We start from the raw sequence: 15,987 nt of genomic DNA on the forward strand, positions 1-15,987 counted from the left end.
TTATTATGAGTTTATAGCTTTATAAATTGTCAAAATTGACTGAAAGGTAATTCTCTTATATTTTTACGTAATTATATGAAATTAATTAAAAATAATAAAATATAAAATTTTTAATATGTTCTCTTACAATTATTTTTTTGCAGATTTGACCGGATTATTTTATGCTTAATACCTAAGAGCGAGGTCAAACTATGATTTCATGGTTATTTATTGGTTTAGTGGCAGCCATTCTATTAACACCGGGCCCAACCAATACTTTATTGGCATCGTCAGGTATTCAAGTTGGATTTAGAAAAACTTTTCGCCTCATCCCTGCAGAAGCTTTCGGCTATCTCATCGCAATTACATGCTGGGGCTTTTTGATTGGTAAAATCTCGGCCTATTTGCCGGAATTACCTCATATTCTCAAACTCTGTAGTGCTGCTTATATTCTATTTTTAGCTTTAAAATTATGGCGTACTGCAGAACTTGGTGAAAATTTTCAATGTATTTCGATTCGGGCACGGGAACTATTTTTTGCGACTTTGTTGAATCCTAAAGCATTATTATTTGCTTCGGCCATTTTCCCGGTCATTGTGTGGAAAAGCAGTCAATATTATGTGACTTATATGCTGGCATTCTTGGCATTACTTATTCCTATCGCATTTTTCTGGACCTTTTTAGGTAGTTTACTGGCCAGAAAAAACAATCGCTGGCTGAATCAAAAGAACTTACAAAAGACCGCTTCGATTATTTTAATGAGCTTTTCTGTACCTTTATCCTATTCAGCACTCCTCAGTCTTTAAACCTGAAAAAGCAGCTAAATTTCCTGAAATTTAGCTGTCAGAATTTCGCTTATTTTCATTAGTGTCAATTTCAGTTAAAGTACGTCGCAATTACTTATTTTTAAGATTTTTGGATTATATCAATGGCAATTAAGTCTGATCGCTGGATTCGCGAAATGAGCGAAAAACACGGCATGATTGAACCTTATGCAGAAAACCAGATTCGTCTGGATGAAAATGGTCAAAAGCTGATTTCTTATGGTGTTTCAAGCTATGGCTATGATGTGCGCTGTGCGCGTGAGTTTAAAGTATTTACCAATGTTCACTCTGCAATTGTCGATCCGAAAAACTTTGACGAAAAAAGCTTTATCGATATTGAATCGGATGTTTGTATCATTCCCCCCAACTCATTTGCGTTGGCACGTACAGTAGAATACTTCCGTATTCCACGAAATGTACTGACCGTTTGCTTGGGTAAATCGACCTATGCACGTTGTGGCATTATCGTGAATGTGACCCCACTTGAACCTGAGTGGGAAGGTCATGTCACGCTAGAGTTTTCGAATACGACTAACCTGCCTGCACGTATTTATGCGGGTGAGGGTGTGGCTCAAATGTTGTTCTTCGAATCAGACGAAGTTTGTGAAACCTCCTATAAAGATCGTGGTGGTAAATACCAAGGGCAGACAGGCGTTACTTTGCCTAAAGCTTAATCGTTTTAAAGCATTCAATAAGCGAGGCAAATGCCTCGCTTATTTTTTTGCTGTTTCATTCATCGGAAACTCGGGGTTTTTAGGCTTTTGGCTTTGGTAATCTTGCTAAAAATAAGCATAATGAAGAATGAATATATAAAAAAGATGTGCCAAGCATCATAAAAATCAAAAATTGAAGGCTGGGAAGCTGAAGGATAAAGATGCGGAGCATCAGATAAGAAGGATAGGTCGAGATGGCTCAAATAAAAGCTAAATTTCAATTTCGTAAAAGCTATTTGGCAATGATGATCGGTTTAGGATTATTGCCATCCGCACATGCAATGCAGGAATTAACTGATTCTTCTCTTTCTGATACTACCGGTGAAGGTGTTGCCCTAGTACTTGATGACTTTAAAATAGTTTTTCAGGCACCGAATGATGCTTCCAGTGGTTCAAGCTATGCACGAGGTATTGCCAATCCAGGTCAGGCAGACACTGGCTTTATTCGTATTATTCCGACTGGAGAGAACTATGCTCAGTTAGGTGAACGTGCCTATAACAAAGTCTATGATCGAGTGTATGCGAGTAGCTATTTAAATGGTATCAGTGCAAATGCCAATCTTTATCAAACGACTTATGACAATAGTGTTAGTACCTATAAAACTCAAAACTATAATACGACTTTAACTGCAATCCGTAATGAAATTGGTGCTAATGCGCGTGCTGGTCTTGTTGAGCAATATCGCAATTCAGATTTAATGAAGCAGTATTATGATCAGCGCTATCAAGATTATTATGATGGTAATCTTTGGCCTTTATCTCTAAGTAATGACGGAACAATAACAAAACCTGATTCATTAGAATCTACATTATGGTTAAAAGATAAATCAGCAGAATATGCTTTAGCTAATACTTATGAAATGATTGAATTATTATGGGGGAATCGTGCATCCGTTTCTCTTAATAATAAATGGACTCAGGCTGTAGGATCCCGAAGTAATTTGATCGATCCTGGGGTAACAACGATTGTTGAAAACCGGACTCAAGAAAAACTAGCAATTGAAGCAGATAAATATGCACTAATTCAGGCAAAAAATGCAGTGACCGCTATGGAGCAGGCGGTTAAAGCGAGCGCAACAACAGCGGCCAAAGAAGCTGCAATGGGTACCTCAGTCAGTACGCTACGTACGAAGGCTGATGTATTTATCTATGGTTTAGCTTTATCAAAAAGTGATAACTCACTCAGTAGCCGCTATAGCAATCAGGGGTTTAATTGGGGAACAGCCAGCAATCCCTGGTTATTTCATGCCGGAGCCGAAACAGTAAAACAGTTTACGGATACTGGAAAAGAAGTGGGCTATCTAGCTTTGGAAGCACCTCTTGCAACAGTTGCTGCAAATGAAGCAGATAATAATATTAAACTAGGTTTTTGGACTGATATTTTCTCACGTTCTTTAAACTCAAGTAATACCGTAGATTATGCTACTGGAGCACCTACTTCAGGCTTAGATATTTCTGAACGTTTTCGTGCACAGTTTATTGCTAATGGTTTGAGCATGAACGGCTCACAAGTCCGACTATTTCAAACCCTTACATCGCCTGATCTTACATATAGTCAAACCTTAGGCCTGGCGAGTCTGATCCGACTCAATACGAATGATGACCCCTCTACTCTGACCAGTGATTCAAACAATTTGAACAGTAAAGGGATGCGCATTAGTAGTGCAGCAAAAGAGAATAATCTTGATGGAGATGGTCCGACCCCTGCTTTAAATGGCTCTGCAGCTCCTATATTTCATGATACCGAGGGATTGTATTTATATAGCCCAAATATCAACCTGGTACTAGGAACTATGTACCAACCTTTTGTTGTGGGTTCGGAAGGAAATAATATTATTTTGGAAGTTACACGTATTCCTAAAATTCCAGATATTTACAACCGGATTTATCAGCGTTATCCAGATGGAAAAGGTGGCTTTTTAGGATCAGAAGCACTTTTAGGCTCTACATGTAATGTATATACATGTGGTACTGAAATTAAAGCTCAAGCTTCAGATAGCATTGCCTTGTATCAAGGACGTGATGCGACACACAGTAGTATCGCCATTGGTTCTGTTGAACGTATTGCCAATACCAATATGCTGAAGGCAAAAGATGATAATAATGCTACCGGTGTGGTATTTAGGGGAGCTACTGATAACTCAATGAGGAATTTTGGTTCAGCAGTGATTGATGGTGTGTTGATTCAACATCTAAAAATAAAAACTACAGGTCTATAAAGGAATAGGGCAATGTTGAAAAAGTTAATGCTTGCTACAGTTCTTGGGATTTCTTTAGCGACACAAGCCGGCTTGGTCAGTCTTGATCCGCAGCAAATGACAGCAGAAACGGGTCAAGGTGGAGCGGATTTAAGCTGGACCTTGTCACTCAACCATCAATACGCTACTGATTTAACGAAATCTCAAATTTCTGAAACGGTCGCTAATAAGTTAGAAGTATATTACAAGCCAACAACAGATTGTGGAATTAACACCTTGTTTTGTCGCTTGGCGATTTCTCCGAACAATCATGTCGACGCCCAAGGCAATAAAAAATGGCTAGTATTTAAAGGCATACAAGGCACCCTGCAAATTGATAAATTTTCTATCGATGGCACCACGATTACTAATGCGGCAGGCGATCCTCAAACAGCCATGAAAATCACTTTTTATGATGATAAGCCTTTGAAAATAAGAAATTTGGGCTTTAATACTTTGGCTATTGAAACCGGAACTGGGGAGGGTGATAAGGAAGGCTATGCCAATTCAGAAAAGTATACGACCTTCACCAATCGTGTTTATAAAGAGGACGGTACATATACCACTGCCTCAGCAGATGTTCCAGAATTTGACCGGGGGCGTGAGAAGGGCTTTATGGGTCTCAATATGCACGGCAACATGCACATGTCAGGAAACTTAAAAATATTTGGCTTTAACTGCTCAGCAGGGAGTGCACAAAGCCGTTGCTAACTGCATGGATGCAGCATAGGGATGAAAGAATGAAAAAAATAAAATCACAAATTAACTTATTAACGGTATGTATCTGTTTGGCACAGCATAGTTATGCACTAGAGCTGATTGAAGAACAAGAATTAGGTTATATCACTGGTCAAGACGGTATTACGATTACGCACGAGGTATCAAAAGTTGAAGTTGAACAGCTCAATTGGTATGACCCGAATGCTGATGTAAATACCAAGATGGGACTGGGATTGCATAAAGTAAAAATCTTAGGCAAAGATCAAAATGCGATTTTAAGCCAGCTTAAGTTTGATGTCGGTGCGACCGATGCTGGTGCAGGGATTCGTTTAGAAGCAAGCGTAGCTCCCTTTAGTGCCAATGCAGATTTTAAACTGGTGAGTAAGGAATGTGCTGGAACAAGCTGTGTCGAAAACAATCAAAATTTGGGCAAACTAGGTCTTGCGATTGATAGTCCATTTAAAATGGTGCTTCAAACGACAGCTGGTTTATTCAATAAGAATGAAACAGCTACTATCGATTTCAATTTGCAAGATGCCACGATTAAACATACTTTAGGTACAAATAGCTTAGTTCTAGATAACTTTAATTTTAACTTCGCTGGTACGGGCTATATGTATATAGACCCGACAAAAGGCATCGTACTCGCCAGTAAAAGTGGCACACAAGACCATTTAATTAATTTAAAACCAGTGGCTGTAGGAACAACTGGTGCGCAAACAGCTGGATTAAACTTTGATTTGCGCTATCAGAATGGAGATGGCGATTTAAAAAATATCATGCGCTATGGTATTTCGGGTGCAGTGAGTAATGCACGTTTGTCGTTAGGTGCCGATCAGTCAAAACTGAATTCTTTTGATATAAGTAATAAAGTTGGTGGTGTGCTGACACGACAAGGTCGCAGTGTTTCAAGCTATAACGCAGGTGAAGGTGGCTTGCATCTTGGTTTATCAGCTGATTTTACCAATCAGGAAGTGGCAGCAGCACAGGGTTTAAAGCCAACAACTTTGGAAATTGGTCATACGGGTAAAGGAAGCTATGCAGTTCAGTTTAATGAATTACGTTCATTGACTGGAAAAAATAATGCTTATATCGATTTTGGCGATATTTATATCAATACAATTCAGGCACAGAGCTTAGAATTTTTAGTGAATGACAATATTAAGTCAACGCTTAGACGAAGTAATCCGGTTTTGCAGCAAACTTTAAGCAGTACGTCTGCTAATCAGGATTTTGCACTAATTGCCATACGGGGTATGGATTTCCAGTCGATTGCAGCCAAAGCAAATTTTATTTCTAATGATACTGGTGTTATTTCCGGGAATAGTGGTTCTTGGGGAATTGGTATCCCAATTTACAACCTGAATGCCAATGTTGCTTTGTCGGGTACAAAATATGACGGTGATAAGAATGGTATTGCCTATAACGTGATGGCATCAACTGAAGGTTATGGTAAGGATGCTAAAACTGGAGCACCAAGTACAACTTCAATTCTTTTAATTGATGGTGGTGTAGAGAATGGGTATGCGCGAAACTATTATGCTGGCCTTCGAAATATTGATGCCTTTATTGAATCCAAAGGGGTGATTGGTTATGAAGATGAAGGCATCTATGTAAAAGCTGATAAATTGCTGATCGCAGCGAAAGCTGAAGTGGCAATTGGACAATTACCGGGATCTAAATATAACTGTGTATCAGGCAATAAATGTGATCAGTTTGTTCCTGATGACAATTTTTCTAAACGCGACGATGTATTAACAACAATTGCCATGATGCTTGATGGTAGTGGTGAGTTAATGATTATTCCGGGACTGGATGTAGCAGACGAAAATTATTTATCTCTGGATGCAAACTTTAAGTTCCGAACATTAACTTCTACAGAAAAAGGTGATGTCAATAATCTTGGTAGTTATTTTAGTCTGATTAATGAAGATGTAGATAGCACAGGTGCAGTTCATACTTCTGCGATTAACTTTAATCGTATGGAAGGGAATTTAGGATTAATCACCAAAATAGGCGTGAGTGAAGATACTGTTACTTTAGATAATCAAATTAAATTTAATAAATATCAGAAGATTATCGAGCCGTTTAGAACCAACATGGCCATGACCACAAATGGCAATATGCAGAATATAGCAACAATTGCACTCACAGGCGGAACCATGCGCAGTACGCTTGGTATTACACCGCGCTGAAATAAGGGATGATTTCATGAAAAAAATAATATTGAATAGCTTGATTGTCACTTTAATGGGCCTTACTCAACAGGCGATGGCTATGACAGCCTTAGATGATGAGGCTTTATCGGCAGTTGATGCACAGGCATTATTAAATTTGGAAAATGCTTATGATTCATCACAAGGGATTAACTTCCATAAGCTAAGTATTGAAGCTTTAATGGAATTGAACATTAATATCAAAACTTTGCAGCTCGGTTGTGGTGGAACTAATAACAGTATTGGGAATACCAATGGTTGTGATATTGATATTTCTAACTTGGCTTTGAGTGGCTTAAATACCAGCCTTGATGATAAAGGTAACCCTGTCTTTTCAGACGACCGTGCTAATACCAGTGCCAGTGTAAGTAATCCCTTTGTTGAGTTTGCAATTAAAAATGGTGGAAGTGCCTCTACCCGAGAAGTGGTCGGTTTCCGTCTAGGTGCAGATAAAATTGTTGGACTCTTAACCATGGGAACTGACAACGTTGAAAATCCCAATGATGGCCTCAAAAGTTTTAGTGGTTATATGAAAATGGCGCAAACCACTGGTGAGTCTGTTACAAAAGCGGGAACCTTTGGTATTGCAAATGATGAAAAAATCTCAGGGAATCTAAAAGCTTTAGGACAAACACGTACTTTCACCAGTAAGCCAGGTGCTGATGGCCATACCGGGATTACAGTGCCTTCCATGCGGGTAGACTTTACTATGCCAGAAACTGTCGTGACTGGGCAACGCTTAAAGTCAGCGACTGTAAGTAATATCCGTTCTACTATTGCTTCGATTCCATTAGCAAAGGCTTTAACGGGTTCAACTTTGCCAAGTGATGTGATTGGTACACCAGATTTTTCAAAAGATAAGCTGTATGTAGAGTTTGATCCATTAATTGGATTTCTTAATTTAGGAACACATTCTTTCTTTCAAATGGGTGCTGGTTCAAGTCTGGATAACCTGAATATGGACATCACCTTTGTCCAAGCTCTGAATATGATCCATAATATTCCATTAAATGGTACAGGCGGTTATTTGTCTTTACAGAGTCAGAATGTGCACTGGCAAGGTGCGGATGCGGCTGATATTGCCAAACCAGGTTGGTGGCTATCGTTTAAAGACCCGATTCAACTGGGTGTATTAAAAACTACAGATGAAGTTGATATTTCATTCGTGTTACCTCAGGTAGCAACTGCTATTTCTGAATTTCTTTTACGTCCTGAAAACTTGATTGATGTCAGTGTGGGCGAGGCTTTAGGGTCTCTGGCGAATGTCGCGGTGGTACGTAAATTGAATATTGATGTAGGTAAATTTACTAACTATGTAGATGGTACTCCTGCAACTTTAACCTTAATGGATAAGCTGCTACAGAACCAGAATGTGACCTCAAACTGCTTTGGCGGACATAAGTTCTGCTAATTCAGACATATAAAAAATCCCGCTCTAGGCGGGATTTTTTTATTGATTCAGAAAAAATTATTTAGCAATTTTTGCCAGTAGTTCTTCTTTCAAAAGATTTACTGATTCTGCATCACGGCGACCTTTATATTCAAAAGTACCTGCATCCAGACCTTTTTCACCAATCACAATGCGATGTGGAATACCAGTCAATTCAAGATCAGAGAATTTCACACCTGGACGTTCATTACGGTCATCAAGCAGTACATCGAAACCAGCAGCTTGCAGTTCTGCATATAAGCTTTCAGCAGCTTCTAAAGTGCGAGGTGATTTATGCGCATTCATTGGCACAATTGCTACTTCAAATGGAGCGATTGCAGCCGGCCAGATGATGCCTTTTTCATCGTAATTCTGTTCAATTGCAGATGCTACGACACGTGTCACACCAATGCCATAACAACCCATTGTTACAGTGAATGGTTTGCCATCTTCACCTAAGACCTTACAGCCTAAAGCTTCAGAGTATTTTTTACCTAACTGGAAGATATGACCCACTTCGATACCACGTTTGATTTGAAGTGTACCTTTACCATCTGGAGAAGGATCGCCTTCAACCACATTACGCAGGTCATAAACTTCGCTAAACTGCGCATCACGTTCCCAGTTCACGCCAGTTGCGTGCTTGTCTGCTTCGTTTGCACCCGCGACGAAGTCAGAAAGTACAGAAGCAGCACGGTCAACAATCACTGTTAGGCCTTTTTCTACTAAACCTTGTGGACCTACAAAACCAGCAGTCAAACCTAGTTCAGCAAGTTGAGCTTCAGTAGCAAAAGCCAAAGGCGCAGCAATTTTTGGATGCTTTTCGGCTTTAATTTCATTCAGTTCATGGTCACCACGAAGGAACAGGGCAACGACAGGAGCTGCTTTACCTTCTTCAGCTGCAACGCCTTGAACCAATAATGCCTTTACTGAATGCGCAGGATCAGTACCAAGGAAATTTGATACATCGGCAATCGTTTTTTGATTTGGGGTATCAACCACTTTCAGTTCTTGAGTTGGAGCAGCACGATCGCCCACCAGAATCGCTTCAGCCATTTCGATGTTAGCTGCATAATCAGATTCAGTTGAGAAGGCGATATCATCTTCACCACTTGAAGCCAAGACGTGGAATTCGTGTGAACCTGAACCACCGATTGAACCGGTATCCGCTTGTACTGGACGGAAATCCAGACCTAAACGCGTAAAGATCTTGCAGTACGCTTCGTACATTTTGTCGTAAGTTGCTTGCAGAGATTCCTGATCCGCATGAAAAGAGTAAGCATCTTTCATAACGAATTCACGTGAACGCATCACACCAAAACGAGGACGAATTTCATCTCGGAATTTTGTTTGAACCTGGTAGAAGTTTGCAGGCAATTGTTTGTAACTTTTTAGCTCATTACGTGCCAGATCAGTGATGACTTCTTCGTGTGTTGGACCAAGCACAAAGTCATTGGTATGACGATCTTTAAAACGTAATAGTTCAGGACCGTATTGCACATAACGACCAGATTCTTCCCAAAGAGAAGCTGGTTGAGTCACAGGCATCAAGACTTCGAGTGAACCCGCGTTATTCATTTCTTCGCGAACGATCGCTGCAACTTTATTTAATACGCGAACGCCCATCGGCAGCCAGGTGTACAAACCTGAAGCCAACTTACGAATCATACCGGCACGAAGCATCAGCTGATGTGAAATAACTTCAGCATCGTTCGGGGTTTCTCTCAACGTTGCAAATAAAAAGCGACTCGCGCGCATGGAAACTGTCCTAAAAAATTAAGCGTTAAAGTAGAGATTATACAATAAAAAATGAGGTGAACATTCGTGAATGTCACCTCATTGTGATGGTTTAAATTATGCCATGATTTTACGGGCTTGGCGCAGCATAAAATTCTTAAGGTCATCCAAATAAGTGAAAATCACTGGAACCACGACCAATGTCAGCAGGGTGGAGGTAATTACCCCGCCGATCACGGCATGTGCCATCGGTGCACTTTGTTCACCACCTTCACCTAAGCCCAGAGCGAGCGGCACCATTCCCATGACCATGGCACTGGTGGTCATCAGAATTGGACGTAAACGGGTTTTGCCGGCATTCAGAATCGCATCATAACGGGCTTCACCCCGATCCATGGCTTTCTTGATGAAGTCGATAAGCAGAATCGCATTTTTGGTTACCAGACCCATCAGCATAATAATCCCGATAATCGAAAACAGGTTCATGGTCGAATTAAACAGGAACAGCGCCAGGAATACACCAATTAATGACAAAGGTAATGAAGCCATAATGGCAGCAGGATGAATAAAGCTGTTGAACTGTGAACCCAGCACAATATAAATAAATACAATCGACAGGGTAATCGCAGTCAACGCATAACCAGCGGATTCTGCCATATCTGCATTGGCACCTTGGGTATCAAAACTATAACCCGGTGGCATGTCGAAATTATCCTGAAGTCTGCTAATGTCAGTACCGATGTCACCTGCAGGGCGTCCAGAGGTATTTGCTTCAACCAGCACCTCACGCGCCAGATCACGACGATTAATCTGAGAAGCTCCCAGTTTTTCCTCAAAATTAGCAACGCTAGAAAGCGGGATCAAAATCGGCTGATTATTGCCATCCATTTTAGATGAAGTGATATACATATTTTGCAGATCGCTCGGCAGGGTGCGCCGGTCTTCGGTCAGGCGTAAGTTAACATCATAAGTTTCACCTTTTTCATCCTGCCACGTGGTGACATCATCGCCGGCAATCAATGGGCGAACTACATTGGCAATTTGATTGACTGACAAACCAAGATCACTGGCCAGAACGCGATTGATCTGTACACCTAAGGTCGGTTTTGGCTCTTTGAGGGATGTTTCCAGGTCGACGATGCCATCAATTTTAGCCATCTCGACCATAAAGCGATCAGAAATCTTTTGTAGTTCATTCAAATCAGGGCCCTTGATTGAGATCATAATCGGCTTTTGACCACCCGATACGGTTTCATCCGCGGAAGCAACTGAGGTAATGGTAATGCCGCCCACAGATTGTAAACGTTGACGGAATTCATTATTGAGATCATTCAAGCTTTTCTCACGTTCAGTCCGTGGAGTTACAGTGACACGTAAGCTGACATGGTTTTTACCGCGATCGGTCACACCATTAATTACGCCATAAGTTGCACGTACATCAGGATGCTGACGTACGATTTTATCGACCTGTTGCAGTTTGGCTTGTGAATATTCCAGTGAAGCATCGACTGGGGTTTCAAACTTGATCCGGATTTCACCCTTATCCGGGACAGGTACAAACTCTGTACCAATCAGTTTCGAAAGTGCTAAAGCGCCAAACAGAGATGCCACTGCAATCACAATGGTAATGAACCTAAAGCGTAAAGCCAGTTTCAATAGCTTTTCATAGACATGACTTAAATTGTCTAATTTGCCTGAAATCCAGTTAAAGAAGCGTTTGATTCGGCCCGGCTTTTTATTGGGATCTTTCTTCTTTTTTTCTGCCCAATGCGCAGATAGCATCGGATCTAGAGTAAAACTGACAAACATGGAAATCAGAACGGCGGTACTTACTGTCACACCGAACTGATAAAAGAAACGCCCAATAATTCCACCCATAAAGGCAACAGGCAAGAAGACCGCGACGATTGTCAATGTTGTTGCCAGAACAGCAAGACCAATTTCTTTGGTTCCGTCCAGTGCAGCAGTGACATGGTCTTTACCCATATCGGTATGCCGTACGATATTTTCCCGTACTACAATTGCATCATCAATCAGCAAACCGATACTTAAAGACAGGGCTAATAAGGTCATCATATTGATGCTGAAACCAAAAGCCCAGATAAAGGTCAAAGTTCCGAGCAAAGCGATCGGCAGAGTGAGGCCAGTAATGACCGTTGAGCGGAAAGAACCTAAAAATAACAGAACAATTAGGACAGCAAGAACTGCACCTTCGATAATGGTACGCGCCACATCACCAATGGTGCCGCGGATGCTTTTTGAAGAATCTACCACAACTTTTAAGGTGGTTCCTTGTGGCAGTTGGGATTTGAGGCTTTCAAGGGTTTTGTAAGTACTGTCTACAACTTCAATGACATTAGAATCAGAGCTACGCAGGATGTCAACTGCAACTGCAGCTTTACCATCCAGAAATGCACCAGTTTCAAGTTCTGCCTGGCTATCTTCAATTTCTGCGACCTGTTTCAGAAAGATCGGTGCACCATTTTTATTGGCAATCACCAAATCGCCAAAGGCGAGGGGATGTAGCACTTTGGAATTGATCTCAATCACCAGTTCCGAGTTGCCAGATTTTAATGTACCGCCCGGAACTTCGATATTTTCAGATTTCAGAGTATTAATGACGCTATCCACGCCGATACCAAAAGCTTGCAGTTTCTGGGGTTCAACCTGAATGCGAATCTGGCGCTGTGCATCACCAAGAAGGTTGACTGTACCTACTCCCGGAACAGTTCGTAGTTGTGGAACAATGCGCTGATCCAGATAGGAACTCAGTGCCTTTAAATCCATATTGTCGGACTCAAATACGATCGACATGATTGCATTGGCAGTCGGATCATAACGCTCGACAACCGGTTCCTGAATTTCATCACGGAATTCGGCGGTGACTGAGGCAATTTTGTCACGGACATCCTGTGCCGCCATGGTAGAAGGAACTTCCAGATTGAATTCGGCCGTAATCATCGACAGGCCTTCACTGGATTGTGAAATTACCTGTTTTAAACCAGAAATAGTATTGATCTGGTCTTCAAGTTTTTTGGTAATTTCCGATTCAACGGTTTCTGGAGAAGCGCCTGGATAGCTGGTATAAATCACCACAAAGGGAAAGTCGACATCCGGAAATTCTTCTACACCCATGCGCTGCCAGGAAGCTAGTCCAAGCACCATCAAACAGAACATCATCATAATGGTGAAGACGGGATACTTCACACTAATTCGGGTAAACCACATATTAATGATCCTGTCTGATTAGTTGGAACGCAGTGTCACTGGCTTGTTGAGATCTGCCTCAGTAAATGGAATGCGACTGACCTGATCACCTGTCTCCAGACCCTGGATCACTACAGTATTCTGGTTATAGCGCTGTTCCAGAACCTGAACATTCACTTTAATAATTTTGTTCTGGCGAATAACCCAGACATAAGGTTTATTCTGGATATCCTGAACGGTATCGAGGGGAATAATCTGACCAGAAACTTGTTGAGAACTCAGAATATTGCCTTCAACAAAAGAGCCAATACTTAAAGAGGGAATACTTTCATTCGGTCTGGCGAAGAATTCAATCTGCCGACTGGCCTGATCGGCAATTGGAGACACCCGGCTAATAGCAGCGGTATACGTATTTGGATTGCCCTGAATCTGATATTCAATTTTGCCGCCTAAACGCAGACTGGACTGCATCTCACTCGGGACACGAGCCTGAATTTCCAGTTGATTTGGATTTACGATTTCAAATAGGGTTTGTCCGATCGCCACGGTTTGACCGGGCTCAACCTGACGCTGAGTGATCACGCCACTAATCGGGCTAGTGATAATGCCATCACGATCGGCTTTTACGGCAATATCGACATTGGCTTGCTGTGCGCGGACATTTTCAACCTGGGCCTGATAGTCAACCTGGCTTTGCTCATATTCAACTTTAGAGATAAAGCCTTGGTCGAGCAGACGCTTTTTGCGCTGCATCATGTTGCGCGCCTGATTAGCCTGTGCCTGGGTAGATGCGAGATTGGCACGGGCCTGAGCCAGACGTGCAGCATTATCCTGATTATTTAAGCGGACCAGTACCTGACCTTTAGCTACATTGTCACCGACCTGAGCATTAACACTGGTGGCAGTGGCAGAAACCTGCGCCTGAATACTGCTTTGGTTGACTGCGCGAATAGTGCCGGTAAATGCTGATTTCTGGATAGAAGTGCCTGTTTTTACAGCAACCAGATCCTGAGGGATCAGTTCAATTGTTTTTGGACTTTCGGCTTGCGGTGTAGATTCATTTTTATTGCAGCCGCTTAGAAAAAGACTTAAGCAAAGTGCACTCATCATCAATACAGAGCGCGAAGAAGAGGTCTTTGAAATATGAAAATGCTGTGCAAATGGCATATTAATCCTTTTCACTTGTGGTCGTTTAAAGCAACAATAAGTTATTTGTGTTTATTCAAGCGCTTTTAAACGGGCAATAATTCTGTCGTATTCCGCTTCCATATTTCGATAGCGAGTTTGTAAAGATTGAATATTTTCTTTTTGAGAAATCAGGTTTTTCTGGTTGTTTTCAAGGTTGGCTTTTAAAGAGGCTGGGGGATTATTGCCTTTACGTAAATATTCACGTTCTTGGCGTACAAACATGACCCGGTCTTGCTGCAACTGTTTCATCTGCTCTTGCTGAAAGGCAATCTGTTTCTTCAGTTGGCTCAGACTTTCATTCTTTTTTTGTAGAGCAACATGGCTATTGGTATAGGCACGTTTCAGTTTTTGATCTTCTGCGATGCGCTGGGCTTGCTGGGCACGTTGCGGCGCCTGTTTAATATCTTTATCGACATTATAAGGACGTGCACGTTTAATGACCTGCATATTCTGGTCAAGTGCCTCATAGCCATAGCGGATATGGTTGGGGGTAACGTTAGTGCTGATATTGGCCACGCCTTTATTATCATAATAGCGATACCAGGTGGCTTTTGGTGGCTGGTTAGTTGAGGCATATGAAATGGTGACCTGAAGAAAAAGTGTCACTGCAAATATGAATTGGCCAGTCATTTTATTTTTATCAATGAAAGCAAGTTTTTCTGAAAACTGACTCATCATTGGCTCCCCAATTGAAAGTTGACTAAATTACTTATTTTAAAGTAATAATAATGCTATATTAGACTCAAATTCACGAATTAAAAACTACCGTCAGTCAAAAAAAAAGCAATGACAAAATAAAAATGTGAAATGGTTTATGAAATCCGCTATTTTTGCACACTTGTGTAGAAAATGTTCATTGATAATACAAGTGGATTTGTGTTAAAAATGTTTATCGATCGTAATAAAATAATCCTATGAGCCTTATGGCGCATCGTTTCTAAAATGGGAAGGGTCAAAATGGACGATAAATTCCAAAATCTAAAAGTTATGGTCATTGATGACTCAAAGACCATTCGTCGTACAGCAGAAACTCTTCTACAGCGCGAAGGATATGAAGTCGTGACTGCGGTAGATGGTTTTGAAGCTTTATCAAAAATCGCAGAAGCCAATCCGGATATCGTATTTGTAGATATCATGATGCCTCGTCTAGATGGTTATCAAACTTGTGCGTTGATTAAAAACTCTCAAAATTATCAGAATATTCCTGTGATTATGCTTTCGAGTAAAGATGGCTTATTTGATCAGGCCAAAGGTCGTGTTGTTGGTTCGGATGAATACTTGACTAAACCTTTCAGTAAAGATGAATTGCTTAATGCAATCCGTAACCATATTAGTGCTTAATAATTGATTTTTTAGGGGAATTGGCATGGCGCGTATCTTAATCGTAGATGACTCACCGACAGAAACATTCCGTTTTAGAGAGATTCTTTCTAAACATGGCTTTGAGGTGATTGAAGCATCCAATGGTGCAGATGGGGTAACCATGGCTCAGGCTGAGTTGCCAGATCTGGTATTGATGGATGTGGTCATGCCAGGCGTGAATGGCTTCCAGGCAACACGTCAAATCGCACGTGGTGCAACCACCAAGCATATTCCGATTGTAATTGTAAGTACCAAAGATCAGGCCACTGACCGCGTTTGGGGTAAACGTCAGGGTGCCGCAGATTATCTTACAAAACCGGTAGATGAAAAACAGTTGATTGAAGTGATTAAGCACCACCTCAACGCAGGATAAGC

Annotated in this window: 12 protein-coding genes; 8 read left to right on the forward strand and 4 right to left on the reverse strand. The window is 41.2% G+C overall.

Features of this window, described 5'->3' with window-relative positions:
• Positions 1 to 191: 191 nt before the first annotated feature.
• The 6 genes from RJ01_RS03795 to RJ01_RS03820 all read left to right on the forward strand — a co-directional run bounded on the left by RJ01_RS03795 (position 192) and on the right by RJ01_RS03820 (position 8,100).
• Positions 192 to 785 (forward strand): LysE family translocator, encoded by a 594-nt coding sequence (locus RJ01_RS03795; protein ID WP_034170107.1) that lies wholly within the window; start codon positions 192 to 194, stop codon positions 783 to 785.
• A gap of 122 nt (positions 786 to 907) precedes the next feature.
• Positions 908 to 1,477: a dCTP deaminase gene (gene dcd, locus RJ01_RS03800; RefSeq protein WP_004785008.1), complete on the forward strand. Its 570-nt coding sequence runs from the start codon at positions 908 to 910 to the stop codon at positions 1,475 to 1,477.
• A 233-nt stretch (positions 1,478 to 1,710) separates the two neighbouring features.
• A complete protein-coding gene (locus RJ01_RS03805) occupies positions 1,711 to 3,735 on the forward strand; it encodes a hypothetical protein (protein ID WP_034170108.1) in 2,025 nt (674 codons plus the stop codon).
• Between the two features lie 12 nt (positions 3,736 to 3,747).
• Positions 3,748 to 4,464, forward strand: a complete 717-nt coding sequence (locus tag RJ01_RS03810) for a hypothetical protein (protein WP_034170109.1) — start codon at positions 3,748 to 3,750, stop codon at positions 4,462 to 4,464.
• 29 nt (positions 4,465 to 4,493) lie between these two features.
• On the forward strand, positions 4,494 to 6,668 hold the full coding sequence (locus RJ01_RS03815; protein ID WP_034170110.1) for a DUF6160 family protein: 2,175 nt from the start codon (positions 4,494 to 4,496) through the stop codon (positions 6,666 to 6,668).
• A 16-nt stretch (positions 6,669 to 6,684) separates the two neighbouring features.
• Positions 6,685 to 8,100, forward strand: a complete 1,416-nt coding sequence (locus RJ01_RS03820) for a hypothetical protein (protein ID WP_034170111.1) — start codon at positions 6,685 to 6,687, stop codon at positions 8,098 to 8,100.
• A 57-nt stretch (positions 8,101 to 8,157) separates the two neighbouring features.
• On the opposite strand, the gene RJ01_RS03825 is transcribed toward RJ01_RS03820, so the two are convergent.
• The 4 genes from RJ01_RS03825 to RJ01_RS03840 form a co-directional block, all read right to left on the reverse strand.
• A complete protein-coding gene (locus RJ01_RS03825) occupies positions 8,158 to 9,876 on the reverse strand; it encodes a proline--tRNA ligase (RefSeq protein ID WP_034170112.1) in 1,719 nt (572 codons plus the stop codon).
• A gap of 96 nt (positions 9,877 to 9,972) precedes the next feature.
• Positions 9,973 to 13,083: an efflux RND transporter permease subunit gene (locus tag RJ01_RS03830; protein WP_034170113.1), complete on the reverse strand. Its 3,111-nt coding sequence runs from the start codon at positions 13,081 to 13,083 to the stop codon at positions 9,973 to 9,975.
• An 18-nt stretch (positions 13,084 to 13,101) separates the two neighbouring features.
• Positions 13,102 to 14,229 carry an efflux RND transporter periplasmic adaptor subunit gene (locus tag RJ01_RS03835; RefSeq protein ID WP_034170114.1) on the reverse strand — a complete coding sequence of 376 codons (1,128 nt, stop codon included), beginning with the start codon at positions 14,227 to 14,229 and terminating at the stop codon, positions 13,102 to 13,104.
• A gap of 51 nt (positions 14,230 to 14,280) precedes the next feature.
• Entirely contained in the window at positions 14,281 to 14,925 is a 645-nt protein-coding gene (locus RJ01_RS03840; RefSeq protein ID WP_034170199.1) for a hypothetical protein, read from the reverse strand.
• A 282-nt stretch (positions 14,926 to 15,207) separates the two neighbouring features.
• Here RJ01_RS03840 and pilG point away from each other — a divergent pair, with 282 nt between their 5' ends.
• A complete protein-coding gene (pilG, locus tag RJ01_RS03845) occupies positions 15,208 to 15,591 on the forward strand; it encodes a twitching motility response regulator PilG (RefSeq protein WP_004784987.1) in 384 nt (127 codons plus the stop codon).
• Positions 15,592 to 15,616: 25 nt separating this feature from the next.
• Positions 15,617 to 15,985, forward strand: a complete 369-nt coding sequence (locus RJ01_RS03850) for a response regulator (RefSeq protein ID WP_004784985.1) — start codon at positions 15,617 to 15,619, stop codon at positions 15,983 to 15,985.
• Positions 15,986 to 15,987 lie beyond the last annotated feature (2 nt).

This window comes from Acinetobacter sp. YZS-X1-1 (assembly GCF_000804305.1).
In the GTDB taxonomy this organism is placed as follows: Bacteria; Pseudomonadota; Gammaproteobacteria; order Pseudomonadales; family Moraxellaceae; genus Acinetobacter; species Acinetobacter variabilis.

Bases quoted from the DNA above. Each gene is read 5' to 3' on its own strand.
- RJ01_RS03795 (WP_034170107.1), top strand. From the start codon at position 192: ATGATTTCATGGTTATTTATTGGTTTAGTGGCAGCCATTCTATTAACA.
- dcd (WP_004785008.1), top strand. From the start codon at position 908: ATGGCAATTAAGTCTGATCGCTGGATTCGCGAAATGAGCGAAAAACAC.
- RJ01_RS03805 (WP_034170108.1), top strand. From the start codon at position 1,711: ATGGCTCAAATAAAAGCTAAATTTCAATTTCGTAAAAGCTATTTGGCA.
- RJ01_RS03810 (WP_034170109.1), top strand. From the start codon at position 3,748: ATGTTGAAAAAGTTAATGCTTGCTACAGTTCTTGGGATTTCTTTAGCG.
- RJ01_RS03815 (WP_034170110.1), top strand. From the start codon at position 4,494: ATGAAAAAAATAAAATCACAAATTAACTTATTAACGGTATGTATCTGT.
- RJ01_RS03820 (WP_034170111.1), top strand. From the start codon at position 6,685: ATGAAAAAAATAATATTGAATAGCTTGATTGTCACTTTAATGGGCCTT.
- RJ01_RS03825 (WP_034170112.1), bottom strand. From the start codon at position 9,876: ATGCGCGCGAGTCGCTTTTTATTTGCAACGTTGAGAGAAACCCCGAAC.
- RJ01_RS03830 (WP_034170113.1), bottom strand. From the start codon at position 13,083: ATGTGGTTTACCCGAATTAGTGTGAAGTATCCCGTCTTCACCATTATG.
- RJ01_RS03835 (WP_034170114.1), bottom strand. From the start codon at position 14,229: ATGCCATTTGCACAGCATTTTCATATTTCAAAGACCTCTTCTTCGCGC.
- RJ01_RS03840 (WP_034170199.1), bottom strand. From the start codon at position 14,925: ATGAGTCAGTTTTCAGAAAAACTTGCTTTCATTGATAAAAATAAAATG.
- pilG (WP_004784987.1), top strand. From the start codon at position 15,208: ATGGACGATAAATTCCAAAATCTAAAAGTTATGGTCATTGATGACTCA.
- RJ01_RS03850 (WP_004784985.1), top strand. From the start codon at position 15,617: ATGGCGCGTATCTTAATCGTAGATGACTCACCGACAGAAACATTCCGT.